This is a genomic window from Coraliomargarita algicola (genome assembly GCF_033878955.1).
Lineage (GTDB): Bacteria > Verrucomicrobiota > Verrucomicrobiia > Opitutales > Coraliomargaritaceae > Thalassobacterium > Thalassobacterium algicola.
This window is the reverse complement of record NZ_CP138858.1, coordinates 946,492-965,140: the sequence shown is the minus strand read 5'-3', so window position 1 is coordinate 965,140 and position 18,649 is coordinate 946,492. Positions and strand designations below refer to the sequence as shown.

15 protein-coding genes and 2 tRNA genes are annotated in these 18,649 nt (G+C 51.8%); 7 read left to right on the top strand and 10 right to left on the bottom strand.

The window, feature by feature from the left end; genetic code table 11:
• Positions 1-80 precede the first annotated feature (80 nt).
• Together SH580_RS03630 and SH580_RS03625 are read left to right on the top strand one after the other, a co-directional pair.
• A complete protein-coding gene (locus tag SH580_RS03630) occupies positions 81-1,310 on the top strand; it encodes an alginate export family protein (RefSeq protein WP_319833651.1) in 1,230 nt (409 codons plus the stop codon).
• A 14-nt stretch (positions 1,311-1,324) separates the two neighbouring features.
• Positions 1,325-1,810: a hypothetical protein gene (locus SH580_RS03625; protein ID WP_319833650.1), complete on the top strand. Its 486-nt coding sequence runs from the start codon at positions 1,325-1,327 to the stop codon at positions 1,808-1,810.
• Here the strand turns inward: SH580_RS03625 and SH580_RS03620 are convergent.
• From SH580_RS03620 to SH580_RS03610, 3 genes are read right to left on the bottom strand one after another with little or no spacing between them, the layout of a single operon-like run.
• Positions 1,807-2,940 (bottom strand): hemolysin family protein, encoded by a 1,134-nt coding sequence (locus tag SH580_RS03620; protein ID WP_319833649.1) that lies wholly within the window; start codon positions 2,938-2,940, stop codon positions 1,807-1,809. The genes SH580_RS03625 and SH580_RS03620 overlap by 4 nt on opposite strands.
• 16 nt (positions 2,941-2,956) lie before the next feature.
• Complete coding sequence (gene ispG / locus SH580_RS03615; protein ID WP_345786212.1) at positions 2,957-5,011, bottom strand: (E)-4-hydroxy-3-methylbut-2-enyl-diphosphate synthase; 2,055 nt, start codon at positions 5,009-5,011, stop codon at positions 2,957-2,959.
• Positions 5,012-5,071: 60 nt separating this feature from the next.
• Positions 5,072-5,692, bottom strand: coding sequence for a DUF445 domain-containing protein (locus tag SH580_RS03610; RefSeq protein WP_319833647.1), 621 nt, complete (start codon positions 5,690-5,692; stop codon positions 5,072-5,074).
• Between the two features lie 166 nt (positions 5,693-5,858).
• Here SH580_RS03610 and SH580_RS03605 point away from each other — a divergent pair.
• The 3 genes from SH580_RS03605 to cimA all read left to right on the top strand — a co-directional run bounded on the left by SH580_RS03605 (position 5,859) and on the right by cimA (position 7,948).
• Positions 5,859-5,932 (top strand) — tRNA-Gln (locus SH580_RS03605).
• A gap of 91 nt (positions 5,933-6,023) precedes the next feature.
• Positions 6,024-6,097 (top strand) — tRNA-Gln (locus tag SH580_RS03600).
• A gap of 267 nt (positions 6,098-6,364) precedes the next feature.
• Positions 6,365-7,948 carry a citramalate synthase gene (cimA, locus tag SH580_RS03595; RefSeq protein ID WP_319833646.1) on the top strand — a complete coding sequence of 528 codons (1,584 nt, stop codon included), beginning with the start codon at positions 6,365-6,367 and terminating at the stop codon, positions 7,946-7,948.
• Positions 7,949-7,951: 3 nt separating this feature from the next.
• Here cimA and SH580_RS03590 read toward each other — a convergent pair whose 3' ends face one another.
• The 4 genes from SH580_RS03590 to SH580_RS03575 form a co-directional block, all read right to left on the bottom strand.
• The gene (locus tag SH580_RS03590) at positions 7,952-8,938 is read right to left on the bottom strand and encodes a fatty acid desaturase family protein (protein WP_319833645.1); all 987 of its coding nucleotides are present in this window, start codon (positions 8,936-8,938) and stop codon (positions 7,952-7,954) included.
• A 125-nt stretch (positions 8,939-9,063) separates the two neighbouring features.
• Entirely contained in the window at positions 9,064-9,450 is a 387-nt protein-coding gene (locus SH580_RS03585) for a VOC family protein (protein ID WP_319833644.1), read from the bottom strand.
• A 123-nt stretch (positions 9,451-9,573) separates the two neighbouring features.
• Positions 9,574-10,215, bottom strand: a complete 642-nt coding sequence (gene lexA, locus SH580_RS03580) for a transcriptional repressor LexA (protein ID WP_319833643.1) — start codon at positions 10,213-10,215, stop codon at positions 9,574-9,576.
• Positions 10,216-10,314: 99 nt separating this feature from the next.
• Complete coding sequence (locus SH580_RS03575; RefSeq protein ID WP_319833642.1) at positions 10,315-10,923, bottom strand: TIGR04282 family arsenosugar biosynthesis glycosyltransferase; 609 nt, start codon at positions 10,921-10,923, stop codon at positions 10,315-10,317.
• Positions 10,924-11,036: 113 nt separating this feature from the next.
• On the opposite strand from SH580_RS03575, the gene SH580_RS03570 reads away from it, so the two are divergent.
• Positions 11,037-12,395 (top strand): UDP-glucose 6-dehydrogenase, encoded by a 1,359-nt coding sequence (locus SH580_RS03570; RefSeq protein ID WP_319833641.1) that lies wholly within the window; start codon positions 11,037-11,039, stop codon positions 12,393-12,395.
• 81 nt (positions 12,396-12,476) lie between these two features.
• Positions 12,477-13,655, top strand: coding sequence for an enoyl-ACP reductase FabV (fabV, locus tag SH580_RS03565; protein WP_319833640.1), 1,179 nt, complete (start codon positions 12,477-12,479; stop codon positions 13,653-13,655).
• Positions 13,656-13,740: 85 nt separating this feature from the next.
• Here fabV and SH580_RS03560 read toward each other — a convergent pair whose 3' ends face one another.
• The 3 genes from SH580_RS03560 to SH580_RS03550 form a co-directional block, all read right to left on the bottom strand.
• Positions 13,741-15,384, bottom strand: coding sequence for a purple acid phosphatase family protein (locus tag SH580_RS03560; protein WP_319833639.1), 1,644 nt, complete (start codon positions 15,382-15,384; stop codon positions 13,741-13,743).
• A gap of 197 nt (positions 15,385-15,581) precedes the next feature.
• Positions 15,582-16,697, bottom strand: a complete 1,116-nt coding sequence (locus tag SH580_RS03555; protein ID WP_319833638.1) for an SGNH/GDSL hydrolase family protein — start codon at positions 16,695-16,697, stop codon at positions 15,582-15,584.
• Positions 16,698-16,731: 34 nt separating this feature from the next.
• Positions 16,732-18,639: a beta-galactosidase gene (locus SH580_RS03550; RefSeq protein ID WP_319833637.1), complete on the bottom strand. Its 1,908-nt coding sequence runs from the start codon at positions 18,637-18,639 to the stop codon at positions 16,732-16,734.
• Positions 18,640-18,649: the final 10 nt, after the last annotated feature.

Sequence of the window (18,649 nt, the reverse complement as noted above, 5' to 3'; positions counted from 1 at the left end):
TTCTTATTAAATTTTGGCATGATAGCTGGTGCGTATGTGGGGGTGTGATTCCACACATTTCCAAACCAAATAATCCAAAAATGAAATCCGTATATCAAACCACCTCGCTTGCTTTCATGCTGGCTACGAGTGTCACTGGCGTCGTTGCCAATACAGCCGAATCTTTTTTAGATACGACTTTTTACAAACTCGAATCTGCCGTGCCCGGTAAATTTAACCTCGATGCGCGTTTGCGTTATGAATCGTTTGACTTGCAGAATGCTGTGCCTGCAAACGATCGCGACGGTCACTCCTTGCGCCTACGCTATGGCTACACAACGCCGAACTTGAGCGGTTTTACTGCTATGATTGAGGGGGAAACTGTGACACGTGTGGGCGGGCAGGTGAACGATATTCATCCCCTCGACGAAGCGGGGGATGGCACGGATCTTAATCAACTCTGGTTGCAGTATCAAGATGCCGAGTACGGTCACATCAAGTTGGGACGTCAGATCTATGCGCTCGATGACCACCGCTTTATTGGTCATGTCGGCTGGCGCCAGAATATTCAAACATTTGATGCCGTTACAGCGGAGTATTCAGGCATCGAGAAGCTTTCTGTGAAACCATTTTACCTCGCTGAGCAGCACAGTGTGAATGGGCTGCATAATGAGCTTAAGGCATATGGATTGAATGTCGCTTATCGTTTTTCAAAAGCGTTTGTCGCGACTGCGTTTTATTATGATATTGACGGCGATGAAGCAAGCAATGCCGACGCATCCAACGAAACCTTGGGGCTGCGTGTGACTGGCACCGTAATGTTGGATGAGTTGCCCATTACCTATGCCGCGAGCCTTGCCGAGCAGACGGATGCCGGAGCCTCTAGCAAGGATTATGATGCTGCCTATTATGCGGCCGATGTGTCGACTCAGATCGAGGCTGTCACACTGGGTGGGGGCTTTGAAATTATGCAGGCTGAGTTTCGCACGCCTCTTGCCACCGTGCACAAGTTTAATGGTTTCGCAGACGCGCTGTTGCCGACGGGAGGCTTTGCTAATGGGCTAGAGGATCTTTACCTCTATGCAGGCTATACGCTGCCGATCGGGAATGGCATTCCAGTTAAGGTCATCTATCACTGGTTCGACTCTGAGTCGTCGGGCGCGGCTGGACAGGATGGCGGTAAGGAGATTGACTTGGTCGCTTCGTATCGGATCAATCAATACGTCTCTCTGCTTGCCAAGTATGGTGATTACGAGAGTGACGGTGGTGTGGGCAATGCTGGTGCGGTGGACAAAGAAATGTTCACTTTTGAACTGAACTTTAAATACTAAGGGGGCGATCAAAGTTGAAAACTAGTGCCATCCTCGCAGCTTTACTGCTCCTCGTGTGCGGCTACTTCTATTTGCAGGTGGATTGGGAGGCGCGTGCAATTCGTCAGCAGTTGAAGCAAGTCGTGGATCTGGTCGAAAAGGATGGCGCGGTTTCTACTTTGGAGGCGATGGGGCGAAGTCGCCAGTTGACGGCTGTCTTGACCTCGGATGCCAAGATCGAATACCTCACGGGGCGCTCTTTTCCTAAAGGAGCGGATGCCTTGGGACGCGCTTTTTTAGCTGCTTGGAGTCAGGTGAATACGGCGAATGTTTCTATTTTGAAGCACGAGGTCGATATCAGTGAAAATTATCCCGAGGCCAAGTCGCGCGTGACTGCGAACTGTCGTGTGTTGCTAGATGGGCAGGAGGTGCTGCGTGACACGGTTCGATATCAAATCTACTGGAAAAAGCAGGAGGGGGATTGGCTGATACGCGAGGTGGTGGCTCTGGGAGGTCTTTAGTGTTCGTCGGTTGACAGGCCCATGGCTTGGGCGCGTTTTTGCCAACGTTTGCGGGCCAAGGCACGCATGTCGACGACATCATCTGTTTCATCGATGATCTCAATGCCGATTAGAGTTTCGACGAGATCTTCGAGTGTGACTAAGCCCTTGCTACCTCCGTATTCGTCGAGCACCATCGCGATGTGGGCGCGCGCTTGTAGAAATAGGTCGAAGAGCTCGCTTAGTGATACAGAGTCTTGCACTTTCAATATGTCGCGACGGATTTGGTCGAGTGTGCCGGAATCTTGGCCACGTGCATTGGCCATGAGGACGTCGTCTCGAAGTACGAAGCCGCTGATATGATCTTTATCCTCTTTGTAGATGGGGATACGTGAGAAGGGTTGCTCTGTGACTGTTCCAAGGGCTTGCGCGAGTCTATCGCTTTCCGGCATGGCGGCAATGACCGTGCGAGGTGTCATAATGTCTTGTGCGGTAAGCGTCTCCAGGCGGAATAGGTTTTTTAGAATGCGGGATTCACTTTTGGGCATGTTGCCTGACGCCTCGCCGATACGTGTCATGGAGATGAGTTCGTCGCGACTGAAGGCATGCCCCTTTTTGCCGCCGGATATGAACTGAGTCAGATGCTCGGAGAGCCATACGACGGGGTAGAGTAGCCAGATGAGGCTTTCGACAAAAAGAGCCGTGGGCTTGACTAGTTGCTTCCAATACAGCGCGCCCAGCGTTTTGGGCACGATCTCGGATAAGAAGAGGATCATCAAGGTCATGATCGCTGAAAATAAGCCGAACCAGGCGCTGCCGAACACCACTGTCGCTTTGGCTCCAGAGAGGATGGCTCCGACGGTGTGGGCAATGGTGTTGAGTGTGAGAATGGCCGCTAAGGAGCGGTCCACGTTTTCAAGTTTGAGTTTTCGCAGGCGTTGTGCGCGGCGTGGTTGCTTGGAGCGCAGGCTTTCGATGTAGGAGGGCGTGACGCTGAGTAAGACGGCTTCGGCGATGGAACACAGAAAAGAAAACCCTAAAGCCAAGAGAATTGATCCAATGAGCACGATCACATCCCACTGTGTCGCCGTGGCCGTGGCTTGAACTGGAGCGGCGGCGATGCCGAAATTGATGAATTCTGTGTATGGCATAATTGGGTACGTTTGATTAGGTCGGTTCGACCCACTTGCCGTGCTCTTTGATCAGGTCGATGAGCCGGTCGAGTGCTTCGCTTGCGGGCACGTTATATTTAACGCACTCTTTACCTACGTAGAGGTTGATCTTGGAGGGAGCGCCGCCGACATAGCCAAAGTCTGCATCGGCCATTTCGCCAGGGCCATTGACGATGCAGCCCATGATTGCGATGGTTACGCCTTTTAAGTGATCGGTGCGGGCGCGGATTTTTTGAGTGACACTTTGTAGATCGAATAATGTGCGGCCGCAACTGGGGCAGGCGACGAATTCTGTCTTACTGATGCGTGCGCGAGCCCCTTGTAAAATGTTATAGGCGAGGGTGGTGCCTTTTTCTAGTAGTGGCTCTGTTTCGATGCTGACCATGTCGCCGATACCGTCGCAAAGTAGGGCGCCGGTAAATAGGCTACTCTCCAGCAGGCGATCTGAATAGTAGTCTTTGGGGGCGAGAGTATTATAGAGCGTATTGCGTAGCCAGATCGGAGCGTCGGGCACGCAGCCTTCGGCCGCTTCAACCAGGGCGCGATAGCTACCGACGGGGTGTATGTCCTCCGCGGGCAAACTGCTGGTGAGGATGAGGGCTTCGCTGCCCATGGGCTTCAGTTGTGCCGCAATTTCTTCGCGTAAGGCTTCGGCGCTGGTATCGAGGGCGAAGATAAAACTCTGATCACGGCAAAATTGTAAGAGATTGGCGGCGTAAAAGGCATCTTCACGAGCGATCTTTTGTAGTAAGATGGTGCCTGATAGGCCGTGCGGCCATTTGAATTCTTGCAGGTGTTCAATGTCGATGGCGTCTGAGAGCTCCAGCACGAAAGCTTGTACGACGCTGTGGAGGGCTTCGTGGATGGCGCTGAAATGCTGAAAATCCTCAGGTGTTTGAATACTGAGCTGTAGACATTCGAGTTTGCTATCTTTGAGCTTTGTCTGGGTGCGACAGACATCTTGCACGATGTCTGTGATTTCGCTGATGCGGTGTTGTGTTTTAACGACAACTGCGGGCACGGACTCTCCGCCGAGTGTGCATTGTTCGCTGAGTGTAATCGGACGCGTGGCGCGCTTGCGAAAGTCGAAGGGGTCGATGCGATCTTTGGTTAATTCAGGGAGCGGACGGTCGGCCTGTTCTTGCCAGAGTGACATCGCTTTTTCGGCTAGGTCGCGGGCCACAGGCACTTCGTAGATCGGGTCTTCGGTTAACGAGACGCGAATCGTATCGCCCAGGCCGTCGTTGAGCAGTGTGCCAATTCCGATGGCGCTTTTGACCCGGGCGTCTTCGCCGTCACCCGCTTCGGTGACGCCTAGGTGGAGTGGGTAGTTCATGCCTTCTTGGTTCATGCGGGCGACCGCCAGGCGGTATGCTTCGATCATGACCTTCGGGTTGCTGGACTTCATGGAGAGGCAGATGTCGTAGTAATTGTGGCTTTCCGCGATACGAATAAATTCCAGCGCACTCTCGACCATGCCTAGCGGCGAGTCGCCGTAGCGATTCATCAGTCGGTCGGAGAGGGAGCCATGATTGGTGCCGATACGCATGGCGCGGCCGAGTTCCTTGCAGCGCAACACGATGGGGCTAAAAGACTCGTATAGGCGCTCCAATTCTTCCTGATAGGCGGCGTCGGTGTATTCGAGCACCGCAAATTTCTTTTTGTCGGCATAGTTGCCAGGATTGATACGCACCTTTTCGACGTGCTTGGCAGCTTCCATCGCGGCGGCTGGCAGGAAGTGGATGTCGGCGACTAGGGGGACGTCGCATTTGGCGGCCCGTAATTTTTTGGAAATTTCGCCGAGAGCGGCGGCCGCTTGTTTATTGGGGGCTGTAATGCGTACAATTTCGCAGCCAGCTTCCGCCAATGCGAGTGTTTGGGCGACCGTGGCATCCACGTCCTGGGTGTTGGTGGTGGTCATCGATTGCACTCGGATTGGCTGGTCGCCGCCAATTTGTATGCCACCGACGTTCATTACGCGTGAATGACGGCGCTTGGCTTGATAGCGAGAGTCGCAATAAAGAAGTTTAGAGGTGTCGATCATGGTCATGATTGAATAGTTTCCTAGTGGATGCGTGTGGCCGCGATCACATAGAAGAAATAGGTGGTTCTAGAACTGGACTGCTCCCGTCGCCCAATAGAGTAGGACTTGAATACAGCCGATGAAAAAGCCTAGCACCGCACCGAGACGTTCGATGGTTTTGAACTCGCGTTTGGCAACTTGATTGACGATGCTTTCCAGTCGGTCGAGATCGAAGGCCGCGATATTATCTTCGATCATTTGTTTTAGATTGACCGAGGATTCGAACTGGGTGGCCACTTTTTCAATCAGAGGGCCGGCTTCTTCCTTCATGGAGGCTGCGGCGATGACTTCGAATTTGGCGAGTGTGCCGTCATTTATAAAGCTGCCTAGTAGAGGAATGGCTTTGAGTTGCGGTCCGATGCGATGCCAGACCACTTTATGGGCTGCCTCTTCTAAGTAGGGCCCGAGTTCGATTTTTCGAATTTCGTTTAGAATCATGTGTTGCTGCAGAATCTCGCGTTCAATGATTTCGGCCGATTCTTCAGCGAGTTGTTGCTGACGGCGTGGAATGAGGCCCTGCCATTTCCAGAAAAAGATGCGCATGGGCACCCGCGGGTGGAAGAGCATCTGGATGGCTACCCAATTGGTCAGCCAGCCGATACCGGCCGTAATAAATGGTGTGAGAATGAGTAAAATCGTCGTATTCATGATAAATTAGGCACTTGCCGCCTAGTTTTGAAGTTTTGTGTAGATTCTGGCCTTGTCATTCATAGGTCAACATCAAGTCCATTTTATGGCTTCAGAAACTGTCTTAAAAAAAATGAACAGAGTGCTTGACGAGGGCAGGATGATTTCTACTCTCCCGATCTTCATTAGGCTCATGGTGTAATGGTAGCACAACGGTTTTTGGTACCGTTTGTCGGGGTTCAAATCCCTGTGAGCCTGCCACTCTTTTAACGCTTCGTTTCGGCGGAGCGCTTTTTTTTGATTTGCGAAGCCATTGCTTACGCATTGTTCTTATATTAGTTTATTTTTCATTAGGCTCATGGTGTAATGGTAGCACAACGGTTTTTGGTACCGTTTGTCGGGGTTCAAATCCCTGTGAGCCTGCCACTTTAAATTAGTTAGTTCTGGAAATTGTGGCATGCGCCATTGGGGCGATGCAGAAAGTGCTATAACTAATTGATATTCAGAGCTGATCTATGGCATCTGTTTTCTGACTACGCTTCTCGGGGGATGTGAATGGCCGCGGGGCTGAGCTGCTTGAGCGGCGGGATATACGATGCAGTCGCACCCTAGGTGGTGAAGCATTCAATTTTTTGGTTTGCGCCGCTTGCCTGGAGTCATTGTTTTTCTCCGCTTTCCAATTCTGCTAGCATTATGACACAAGCGATTAAAATATACGATACCACACTCCGCGACGGCACACAGGGCGAGGGTGTTTCTTTTACTGTGGCTGGAAAGATCCGAGTCGCTGAGAAGCTGGATCAGTTTGGTATTGATTATATTGAGGGCGGATGGCCGGGCTCGAATCCGCGCGATATGGCTTTCTTTGAGGAAGCTCAGAAGCTTACGCTCAAACATGCTAAAATTGCTGCCTTCGGCTCCACACGGCGGGCGAGCCTGCGGGCGGAGGAAGATCCACAGTTGCAACTGCTTTTGGATGCGAAGACGCCGGTTGTCACGATTTTTGGTAAGACTTGGCTGCTGCATGTTGTTGAGATTCTGCGCACCACTGCGGAGGAGAACCTCAAGATGATTGAAGACTCGGTTCGCTTCCTGACGGAGAGTGGTCGTGAAGTGATTTATGATGCGGAACACTTTTTTGACGGTTTTTGTGATAACCCCGAATATGCATTGAAAACTCTGGAGGCCGCTAAGCGGGGCGGGGCGATCAATCTCACGCTCTGTGATACTAATGGCGGCAAACTTGTTTCGGAAGTGCAGGATATTGTCAGCCAGGTTGTTGCGCACTTCCCGGGGACGGCTGTCGGTGTGCACTGTCATAATGATTCTGGTCTGGGAGTGGCGGTGTCACTCGCGGGTGTCGAAGCGGGCGCAGTGCTGGTTCAAGGCACGATCAACGGTGTCGGCGAGCGCAATGGTAATGGCAATCTGACGACGATTATGCCGAATCTGATCCTAAAGATGGGGCAAGAACTCAATTGCGCCCCGAACCTCAGTAAGTTGCGGGATCTATCGCTTTTTGTGGATGAGATGGCCAATCGTGCATCAGATAATTCGGCGCCCTTTGTTGGGCCGGCTGCGTTTGCTCACAAGGGCGGAGTGCATGCGGATGCCGCAGCTAAGGTGAAACACAGCTACGAACACATCGAGCCTGAGTTGGTGGGGAATCGCACGCGAGTCTTAGTCTCTGATATGTCAGGGCGTAGCAGTGTGATGATGAAGGCCAAGGAGATTGGTGTGGATCTGGACGCGCGTTCTCCAGAGTTGAAGGACTTTCTAGCTGAGCTCAAAGAGCTTGAGTTTCGTGGTTACGGTTATGAGGCGGCGGATGCTTCTTTTAAATTGCTGCTAAATCGTTTTCTGAAGGGGAAAAAGGATGAATTTGAACTGATCGGCTATCGCGTGATGGTGGGGCATCAGACTTCTTTGAAGCGGACGGTATCTGAGGCGACCGTGAAGGTGAAAATTGGCGATGAAGTGCATCATACCGTAGCCGAGGCGAGTGGGCCTGTTGGCGCGTTGGATGATGCGCTGCGTAAAGCGATCGCACCTGCATTTCCAGAGATTATGGAAGTCGAATTGATCGATTTTAAGGTGCGCATTCTTGATAGTCAGCATGGCGCAGATGCAATCATACGGGTGCAAATTGAGTCGACAGATGGTAAAGAAATCTGGGGCACGGTCGGTGCCAGTGATAATATCATCGAAGCGACTTGGGAGGCATTGGTCGACTCCGTCGAATATAAGATACTGCTTGAATCAGAAAAGCAGGCTTAAGCTTTAGTGGCTGGCGAATGCTTCCTTGAGTGGTAGCAGTCTTTGTTGCTCTACGTCCCAAACCTTGAGGCTTAGGCAGCGAAGGACCTCCTTGGGGTGTAAGCTGGTGACGCGAGGCGTTTGTAGTTCGGGGAGTTTCGCGTAGACTTCCGGCAGGCGATAAAAGGGGATCTTTGCATTCAAGTGGTGAATGTGGTGATAGCCGATATTGCCTGTCATGTAATTCATGAAGGGGCCCATCTTGCAGTAGCTGGAGGAGTCGAGCGCGGCGCCTTCGTAGGACCAGCCTTCTTTTTCCCGGAAGATGACCATTGGGAAGTTGTGCTGTGCGTAGAACAGGTAGGAGCCTAGTGCGCTGGCGATAAAGAAGGGGATGAATAGTGTCAACAGAGTCACTTGCCAGCCTAGAGCGACTGTGACTACTGTGTAGAGTAGAGCGTGAATGATCAGTGCAAATAGAGAATCTTTATTGGATTTAATGTTCTCCAGCATGGGGACGATGCACATGCCCAGGATGAACACTGTAAAGTATCCAAACAGGATTGTGATGGGATGGCGCATCATTAGGTACTTCCTGCGCTCCTGTTTGGAGGAGTTTTTATAGCGCGCCGTAGTCATCACCGGATAGGAGCCGATGTGTGTGCTGCGAAGTTTGGAATTATGGTTGTGGTGATGGTTGTGAGAGTGCTGCCAGATGCAGCTGGGGGTCATTGCAAAAATGCCCCAGTAGCGCATCAAAACCTTGGCCAGCTTGGAGCGTGGTAAGATTGCATGATGCTGGTGGTCGTGATAGATCACGAACATGCGCACCATGAGCAGCCCGAGTAGGATGGAGGCCGGCAGCTGCAGTAAAACGCTCGGAAGTAAGACCGTGGCGAGCATGGCCAGCAGCATGAGTGCGGCGGTTGAAAAGATGGCCGACCAGCTTTGGGCAGAGTTGTCTTGGGCGAATTCCCGAGTTGCTAATATTAAATCTTTTCCTGTTCTCATGATGACCTTGATACTGGATCCATCATCAAACAAGGTGTGATTACCTACTGCGTATTGCGGCGATTCGCTAAATGTGGAAACCTGAGTGGCTTGCTTTTGCGTCCTTTACCGAGTTCTGGCGAGAATTAATGTTCCAAAATCTCAACCTCGTAGCCATCAGGGTCGGTGATGAAGGCCATTTTTTTGCCATCTTTGAATTTTTCGCGCCAGTCCGAGGGCCAGAGGTCGAGGGTGAGGTCCAAGCCTTCGAGCATGTTGCAGTATTCGATGATATCATCGACTCGGATGCAGGTGTGGACCAAGTCTTCGGGGACCTTGACCTCGTAGTCAGGTGAGTGCGTCAGTTCCAAATTGTGAGCACTGCCTGGGATTTGTAGATGCGCCAGCTGATTGCCGCTGGGGGATTTGTCCGTGCGCTTGAGGACTTTGAAGCCGCAAGTCTGGCAGTACCAGTCAATGGACTTTTCAAGGTTGGATACGCGAATGCGAGTGTGATCGAATGTGACGGGCATGTTATGAATTTGGCTGGTGTTGAGTGTCGTTGAACGTGAAGAGAAAGAAGTCACAGCGAGTGGCATCTCTGTATTTTTTCAACTCAAATTAATAAGTAAATGGCGGTACCAAGCCTATGATTATTATAAACTGCGTACGACTGCCTTTGCCACGCCTTGAACAGTCAGCTCAGTGACGGGGTAGAGTTCGGGGTAGAATTTATTTTCTGCTTTGAGGTAGGGAGGTTCGCCGCCTTTTTTCATATAGCGCTTGAGGGTGGTTTCGCCATCGATTAGAGCCGCGACGATATCTCCATCGCGTGGCTCGCGTGGCTCAATCACGACCATGTCGCCCTCATAGATCTCTGCGTCGACCATACTGTCGCCGCGGACTTGTAGCGCGAAACTGCGGCGGCGACTGGAGTAACCTGCGCTGGCGATATCGACTTGCAGACGACCAATTTCGCCTGCGGGTTCGACGCGATCCGGGTAGCCGGCTGCAATGTCGCCCATGACCGGAATATCAACGACTTCGGTCGCATCATCCGGTATCTCGTTCATGTCGGGGGCATCGGGACGGTTGATGCGAAAGGTGCGAGCTTGACCGGGGATACGCTCGATGCACTCCTTCTTTTCCAGTGCCCGCAGGTGCCCCATGACCGCGTTGGTGCTTTTGAAATTAAACTTTTCCTGGATCTCACGTATGCTCGGCCAGTAGCCATTTCTCCATTCATAGTGCTCGATAAAGGTGAGAATTTCCTGTTGGCGCGTGGTTAGGTCTTTCATGGTGAGCACTTGTTTAGGTGAACAAGTGTCCATTGTCAAGTTTGCGCTCGTGTATCGCCTCTAGTTTTGGTGGTGCGTTACCTGGCGCGGGTTGTGGTGCTACGGTTCAATCAACTTGTTCGCGAGTGCGCGTTCCAGTTCGCTGACTTCGTCGATGTCATAGAGCGTCTCTAGTAGTCCTACCTTGAGCTTTAAGTTGTCAGCTCGAACCAGTGAGGCTTTGAGGGTATTGCGGGTGCTCCATGGGATGTCTTTAAATAATTGCGGCAGGGGTGTTTTGACTGCGATTAAGTAATAGCCACCATCTTCGCTGGGGCCGAAGACCACGTCGTGCCCCGCGTCGAGCAGGCGGTGTGCTTGCTCAAAGTGTGTCGCCGTGAGTAGCGGGCAGTCGCCGCCGATGCAGGTGACGGTTTGGGCGCCGCGTTTGAATGCTTGTTCGATGGAATGTTCCAGTCGTGCACCTAATTCGCCGTCGGACTGGGGGTAATAAGCGTGGGCGTCGCCTAGCCATTTCTGCATTTCGAAGCTAGCGTCGTGCGGGGTGTAGTGAATTTCGACCTTCGCATTTGGGGGCAGGGCCGACCACTGACGCGCAACCAGCGAGCGATAGACTTTTAAGGCACGCTCTGAGCCGACATGATGTGCGAGTCGTGTTTTGACGTAGCCTCTACGCGGTGCTTTGAGGAAGATCAGTATCGCGGACATGCTGTGGATTTTTGATAGATTATATTTAGGTGCATCACGACAATCCATGAAGAGTGCTTAGTTATTATAAAATTCCCTTGTCAGGGTAATAAGATGCTATACGTAAATCGATCATGAAAATTTGTTGCATCGGAGCAGGATACGTTGGCGGGCCTACCATGGCCATGATCGCACATAAGTGCAGTGGGCACACTGTCACGGTTGTGGATATTAACCAAGCTCGAATTGACGCTTGGAATTCGGATAAATTGCCGGTGTTTGAGCCAGGCTTGGACGAGATCGTCGCGGGGGCACGTGGTAAAAACCTCTTTTTCTCGACCGATGTCGATACTGCGATTCGTGAGGCAGACATGATCTTCCTGAGTGTGAACACGCCAACCAAGACCTATGGTGTGGGTGCTGGGCGTGCGGCGGATCTTCGCTATATTGAGAAGTGTGCCCGTAAAATTGCTGAAGTGGCGGAAAACGATAAAATTGTGGTCGAAAAGTCCACATTGCCGGTGCGCACTGCGGAGTCGGTCAAGCGTATCTTGGAATCGAATTCCAATGGCCGTAAATTTCAAATCCTGTCCAACCCAGAGTTTTTGGCTGAAGGCACCGCGATGGCGGACCTCGAAGCACCTGATCGTGTCTTGATTGGCGGCGATCAAACGCCTGAGGGAAAGGCCGCGATCCAAGCATTGGTCGATGTCTACGCGACTTGGGTGCCACGTGAGCGCGTGCTCACGACAAATCTCTGGTCCTCTGAGTTGTCTAAGCTGACCGCGAACGCTTTCCTTGCGCAGCGTATTTCCTCGATCAATGCCATTTCTGCTCTCTGTGAGGCGACAGAAGCCAATGTGGACGAGGTCGCGCATGCGATTGGCACAGATAGCCGCATCGGCCCGAAGTTTCTCAAGTCATCGGTTGGATTTGGTGGCTCTTGCTTCCAAAAGGATATTCTCAACTTGGTTTACCTGTGTGAGCACTTTGGTCTGCCCGAAGTGGCCGCTTACTGGAATAGCGTGATTGAGATGAATGACTATCAGAAGCATCGCTTCAGCCGTCGCGTGATTTCGACGATGTTCAACACGGTGTCGGATAAGAAAATCGCTGTTCTAGGCTTCGCATTTAAGAAGGATACCAACGACACACGTGAGTCGGCTGCCATCTATATTTGTAAAGATCTACTCGAAGAGCAGGCTAATATCGCGATTTATGATCCTAAAGTCGAAGTCGCTCAGATCCAGCGTGATCTAGGAATCGATGCGGACAACAAATACGTCAGCTATTGTGACGATGCTTATGAAGCAACCAAAGACGCGCACGCGATTCTGGTGCTGACTGAGTGGGATGAATTCAAGGCACTTGATTTCAAGAAGATCTACGATCAGATGCAGTTACCAGCCTTCCTGTTTGACGGACGCAACTTGTTAGATCTCGAAGCCCTGCGTGAAATCGGCTTTGAAGCCAGTGGTATTGGCAAAGGTTAATGCGTGAATTACCGGTTGCCACTTTGGCGATCCCTGTTTTGATAGGGCCTTTTATCGCCTAAACCACTCACTGATAGACTTATGATAGTTAAGCCACGTATTCGAGGATTTGTTTGTATTACTGCGCACCCAAAGGGCTGCGAAGCTAAAGTTCGCCAAGAGGTAGAAATTGCCAAGGCGGCGAAGAAGTCTGGTGGTCCGAAAAAAGTCCTCGTGATCGGTAGCTCCACGGGCTATGGTCTTTCGACGCGTATCGCAGCTGCATTCGGTCACGATGCGGCTACGCTGGGGGTGTTCTTTGAGCGTCCATCGATTAAGGGCAAGCCCGCGAGTGCGGGTTGGTACAACTCTGTTGCTTTTGAAAAGGCGGCTCATGAGGCTGGGCTCTATGCCAAGAGTATCAATGGCGATGCCTTTTCTGATGAGATTAAGGCGCAGACTATCGAGACGATTAAGGCGGATCTTGGCCAGGTTGATCTGGTGGTTTATAGTCTCGCTTCTCCGCGTCGTACCGATCCCAAGACGGGCGAGACTTATAAGTCAGTCTTGAAGCCGATTGGCGAATCTTTCACGAATCGTAGTCTCGATACCGATAAAAATGAAGTCTGCGAGGTGACCATCGCGCCAGCTGAGGGGGACGATGTCGAGCATACCATCAAAGTGATGGGGGGCGAAGACTGGGAGCTCTGGATGGACGCGCTGGATCAAGCTGGCGTGCTCGCACCTGGGGCTAAGAGTGTGGCTTATTCCTACATTGGGCCAGAGCTGACTTGGCCCGTTTATACTAACGGCACCATTGGCCAGGCTAAGAAAGATGTTGAACGCGCCGCCGCTGCGATCACTGCAAAGCATGATTGCGCTGCTTATGTTGCCGTCAATAAGGCTGTCGTGACGCAAGCGAGTTCCGCGATTCCTGTGGTGCCACTTTATATTTCGATCCTGTTTAAGATCATGAAGGCCAAGGGCACACATGAGGATTGCATCGAGCAAATGGTGCGTTTGCTCAATGATCGCCTTTATGGTGATGACCTTGAACTCGATGATGTGGGCCGCATTCGAGTCGACGATTGGGAGATGGAAGCCGATGTGCAGCAAGCAGTCGCCGACATTTGGCCAAGTATCACCAGCGAGACACTCTTCTCGGAGTCCGACTATGCTGGCTATCAAGAGAACTTTTTAAACCTCTTTGGTTTTAGTCTGCCTGGCGTTGATTACGATGAAGACGTCGAGGTCGACCTAGAGCTCCCCAGCGCCCAATAGTTGCCTAGTTGCTGGGGCGGCTTCGCGCTGTCCATTCGGCGAGTGAGCATTATGCCAAGCATACGCATTTCTGACGCCGCATAGATTAGTTTGTCTGAGCTGACTCCGTCGGTGCTTTGGCGCGTATACCAAAGGTTTTTTCGAATTTGATTTCAGCTGCAGTCGCGGGATCCTCCGCTCGCATATGGACACGAAGGTAGAAATTTACTTGGTCGCGAGGGTAGCCCTCTGTGGCTGTCGTTGTTAATTCGAGTGGAAGTTCAATTTGCTCACCCGCTTGCAGAGATAGATCTCTATAATTCTCAATATTTTTCAGGTTCACATCATGTGGGAAGAAGGTTTGAAGGTCGGCCACGATGGGAAAGTCCAACACGTTTTTAAGCGTAATTTGTGCCTGCCCAGAGAACCAAGTGGTCGCGCCGCATTTCATTGAGCTCAACTTCACCGCTTCTGATGGGAGATCATAATGAGGCTTTTTGTTGGCAAATACAGCCTCTGCAGCCGCGAGGTAGGAGACATCCGTGGCCGAGCTGGGGTAGATGTCAAAGACCTCGTTGTCGATGTCGATTGCCTGATATTTCATTGCCTCGGGGGCGGCGTCGACTAGCCAAAAGTGCTGAATGCTGCCGCTTTTTTTGAGGTAGGTGCGTTGTCTATAATCGATTCCGCGTGGTTCCCGGCCCCAGCAACCATCCCCCAGATAAAGGGTGCCCGTGCCATCTGTTGTAGGTGCTTCGTTTTTTATCAAGTGACTACGTTTGAACGTGTGATCGTGATTTTCGAAGGCGACAGTTAGTCCGAATTCATCAAACAATGGTGCCCAGTGTGTGCGGCCTTCCCGCGAATACCAGTCCATGAAGCCGCGATGACTCGGATAGAGGGGGACATGATAGACTGCGGCAACGTGCTCAATATTCTGATAGCTTTCGAGGGTGCTGGCCAGCCAATCGCTTTGGCTGGCATGACTGGCGATATGTCCACTATCCATGACGAGTAGTGCAAAGTGTGGACTAAACTTGATCGAAAAATATGAGCGCTCGATGTCTTGCGCAAAAAAGCCAAAGTAAAAAGGTGCGTGTGATTTCGGTTTATTATAGCTGCCTTTTACTTCATGATTCCCAATTGCGAGCACTAGTGGAATCTGTAGCCCATCTGGAGTTCGCATCTCTTCTGTGTAGTATTGCAACCATTGATCCCAAGATCCTACGCTTTTAAGATTGCCGTTGGCATAGGCGATGTCGCCCCCGATCACAGCAAATTGTGGGGCGTGTGAAGCGGCCTGACGCAGAAATATGCGGGTTGCTTCGCTGGTTCCCATGTCTCCACCGGTGACGAAACGAAGTGGACTGTCGTCGCCTGGTAGTGTACGGATTTTGACTTCCTCGGAGTAACCTTGCGCCGCATTGCCCACAATCAAGTAGTAAGTCGTCGCTGCTTCAAGCGCATCCAGGCGCACGTGGTAGAGCTCGCGATCTTCCAGACCGGGGATTCTTGATGACATGACTGTGCGAGAGTATGCATACGCTTCAACATCACCTGCTCGAGAGATTGTATCGTAGTAGATTTTTGCCTCGTTAACTCCCGCGATGTCGGCGTTGATGTATTGCCAGTTCGCAGTCAAGCTCGTCGCTGGGTCACCTTGATACGTGAACACCAAGTGCTGGGGGCTGGCATGCAGTGCCAGGGCGCATGCTAAGGGCGCAAATACTTGGAGCAGACGGGATCGCAAAAATTTAAATGGGCGCGGGCAGTTCGACATAATAGCTGAATGTCATGCCAATATTAGCTCTGCCTGTAAATCAGAGAACCGCTACGCGGATGCTGCGAATAGATTATATCTGTATCGAATCAAAACTGCATACGCCTGGAAGGATATCCCCTCAACAAGTATTTATCCTATTATTTGAGGGTTCAATCCTGTTGGAGCTACCATTCGCTAGAGTTATGGTCCTTCCCATTTATCATAATTTCGCTAATCAGGACGCGTGCTGAGCTTTCTGCTCGTTTACAGTGAATTTTGAAATAGCGGAGCTCTTTATTCAACTGAAAGGTCGCTGTTCGGGCTTTTCTCTCTTCTTTCTGCGGGACGACGGGGAAGGACTCTATGAGTGTCATTTTATTTTCCTGAAGCCCCGCATACAGGTTGATTTCTGAAAGGGTGTAATTTTTCGCACTGAAGTAAACCACTTCGATTTGATGAATCATGGAAGTCTTGTCTAAGTCTACCAACACGTCGACGTCACCACGGTATTCGATACTGTCCAGGCTGATGTTTTCGTATTTGCCATCAAAGAGTTTAGTCGGGGGCTCTAGGTCCGGATGTGCTTTGGCCGATGGGATTGAGGTTGTATATGCTTGGAAGCGGTCCGGGTCTAATGCCAGGTAGAGCTCTGTGTCATATCCCAGGCGTGTGATGCTGTCTCCAAAACAGACTACTTTTTTAGGTTGGGGGGTATAGCTGGCCAGGGCAGATGCGATGGTGTCGCCCAATAGTTTTTTGCCGGCAGGAGCCAAGTGGACGCCGTCCGGGACCACGATCGGCGCAGCCTGTGGGTCTTTCAAGTGTTCAGCTGCGGCCACTGCAAAATCGATGAGCGGCGTGTTGGTTTCTTGGGCGACCTCTCGGATAACGGGGTTATAGCGATCGATGATTGCATTGGCGCCGCCGCGATCGAGGTAGAAGCTTTGGAGCTTGTCTGGGTGGCGCTCATAAAGAGGCTCGGCGATGATCGGGTGGACGGTGACGAGAAAAGGAGCGATGTCATTTGCCTTGGAGCGTCTCACCATTTCTGTGAGATTTGCCCGGAATTTATCCAATGGCACGGAAGCTTTGTCATTAATGGAGTCATTCATGCCAAAGAAAATGATGACGGTATCCGGAGCGTGTGCCAGCACTTCGCTATCGAAGCGTGCGAGCCCGTGTGGGGTGTTGCTTCCGCCACGCCCCGAGTTGTGCAACTGCAATTGGCTGAAGTCGGCTGCGCACAAGAATTGTGTACAGAGAAGAAGTGCTAAACTGAGTGTCTTTTTAGGTTGAATCATGTTCTTAGTGGGGGATGTGGATTCTGCCGTTTTCCTATTTTAGTCGTTCCGCTTCATCCGGGGTGAGTTGAATATATTCGCCTGAGGGGATATGAGTTTCGGTGATTTGGATTGTATCCGATGAGTGATTGAACAACCACACGCAGTCACCTTGTGGATCCGGGTAAATGGCTGCTCGCTTGTGCGGGGATTCGTAGGTGTCAATTTGCGCGTTTCGTGCAGCCTTTTGGGCGAGGTCAGTGATTAGAGCCTCCGAATTGGCGGCTGCGTAGTACACCGTTCCTTTTTCATAGCGATGAATCAAGCTGGCAGGCTGCCCTTGGGCGGGGCCGTTCACAAAGCTGGCTTCGACTTGAGCCGTCGTGGCGGTGACCATTTCCACAAAAGGATCGCAGTCGATAATGACTTCGCCCAGCTGCGCTTGAATGCGTTCGCTTTCACTGGGTAAAGTCCGGTTGCGCGCCATGGTAAAGCCAAGCACATCAGTCAGCGGTTCGCCGGGCGTATTGTAATTATGTCCCCACTGATCTTTATGCATTGTTTTGGCGACACCCAGTAGGGTTCCGCCTTGGCTCACAAAGTCGCGAATGGCCTCTGCCATCTCGAGTGAAAGGAGCTGCGCGGAGGGCATGACGAGGAGATCATAAGCTTCGAGGGAGGTGCCCGGTTGAATGACGTCGACCGCGATGCCGAGACGGGAGAGGACTTGGTAGGGCGTCAATAGGCGCTCCTGGTATGCGATTTCTCTTCGGCTGTGTATGTAGGGGTCGGGTGTGAGCGCGGTGCGGGTGCAATCCGGACAGTAAAGAATTGCTGCTTTTGCGCGTGGGAAGTTTTGAGGGATCGGACTTTTGAATTCCGCACGTGCTGCAATATCCTGCATGAACGCAACGCGCCTCGGATCCGGTGTGCCGCCCCAGTCGCAGAATGTTTGCGTCTCGTTTTCTGCGTTAGCCGGGTGGTTGCGCCAATGCCACATGATGATGCCCTGGGCGCCGTGCGCGAGCATTTCGGCCCAGAAGGCTGGTTTGATTGGCTCTGGCAGTGAATTTGTTTCAAAGATCCAGAAGGGTTGATGTTTGGCCGTGCGGAAGAGGTCGTGGACCAGCGCATTACTACCAAAGGTTTCTGAGAAATATGAATCCCAGCCGACGGTATCGAGAGTGGTTGCCCAGTCTTGATGGTCCATGCCGCTGTTGAAAACTCCAGTGGAGTTGGTGGATACCCAGTGAGCTGAGGCGACTATCGGTCGAATGACTTCATATTGTAATTGGATGAAGTGGCGAATGCTTTCGCTGAAAAAGCGCGAGTGGTCTAGCACTTGCCCCATGGTGGCGCGCTTGTTGGCGGGGATCCCAATCTCGCCCCAATCGCTGTATTCCTGGCTCCAAAAACGGGTCCCCCAGCGTTGATTCAAGGTGGCGAGATCACCGTGTATCCGCTTGAGGTATTGGCGGAACCGAAAGGTCGCGGAGCGGCTGTGACTTTCTGGTGGGGCGGCTTCGGGGCCCATGAGTTCGTTGTCAATTTGCCAGCCAATCACGGCAGGGTGTTGTCCGTAGCGTTCAGCGAGAACTTTGGCGATTTCGACGCAGTAGTGCTGGTAAATTTCGTTGCAGATGTCCGCGTCACGTCGTCCACCGGGTTTGTGCGACACACCGTCGCGACTGACGATCATGATTTCTGGATACTGCGTCGTCAGCCAAGGCGGAGGTGTAGCTGTTGGTGTGCCAATGATGACTTTGAATTCCATCGAGTGTGCGAGATCCATAAAGCGATCCAGCCAGTCGAATTGGTAGTGGCCCTCACGGGGTTCGATTGCACTCCAGGCGAATTCGAGTATGCGCAGCGTGTCCAGGCAGGCTGTTCGCATATTCTTAAGGTCTTGCGCCCATTCGTTTTCGTTGGTGATTTCGGGATAGTAGCTGGTGCCGAATAACATATTTGCTTTT

Bases quoted from the DNA above. Each gene is read 5' to 3' on its own strand.
- SH580_RS03630 (WP_319833651.1), top strand. From the start codon at position 81: ATGAAATCCGTATATCAAACCACCTCGCTTGCTTTCATGCTGGCTACG.
- SH580_RS03620 (WP_319833649.1), bottom strand. From the start codon at position 2,940: ATGCCATACACAGAATTCATCAATTTCGGCATCGCCGCCGCTCCAGTT.
- ispG (WP_345786212.1), bottom strand. From the start codon at position 5,011: ATGACCATGATCGACACCTCTAAACTTCTTTATTGCGACTCTCGCTAT.
- SH580_RS03610 (WP_319833647.1), bottom strand. From the start codon at position 5,692: ATGAATACGACGATTTTACTCATTCTCACACCATTTATTACGGCCGGT.
- cimA (WP_319833646.1), top strand. From the start codon at position 6,365: ATGACACAAGCGATTAAAATATACGATACCACACTCCGCGACGGCACA.
- SH580_RS03590 (WP_319833645.1), bottom strand. From the start codon at position 8,938: ATGAGAACAGGAAAAGATTTAATATTAGCAACTCGGGAATTCGCCCAA.
- SH580_RS03585 (WP_319833644.1), bottom strand. From the start codon at position 9,450: ATGCCCGTCACATTCGATCACACTCGCATTCGCGTATCCAACCTTGAA.
- lexA (WP_319833643.1), bottom strand. From the start codon at position 10,215: ATGAAAGACCTAACCACGCGCCAACAGGAAATTCTCACCTTTATCGAG.
- SH580_RS03575 (WP_319833642.1), bottom strand. From the start codon at position 10,923: ATGTCCGCGATACTGATCTTCCTCAAAGCACCGCGTAGAGGCTACGTC.
- SH580_RS03570 (WP_319833641.1), top strand. From the start codon at position 11,037: ATGAAAATTTGTTGCATCGGAGCAGGATACGTTGGCGGGCCTACCATG.
- fabV (WP_319833640.1), top strand. From the start codon at position 12,477: ATGATAGTTAAGCCACGTATTCGAGGATTTGTTTGTATTACTGCGCAC.
- SH580_RS03555 (WP_319833638.1), bottom strand. From the start codon at position 16,697: ATGATTCAACCTAAAAAGACACTCAGTTTAGCACTTCTTCTCTGTACA.
- SH580_RS03550 (WP_319833637.1), bottom strand. From the start codon at position 18,639: ATGTTATTCGGCACCAGCTACTATCCCGAAATCACCAACGAAAACGAA.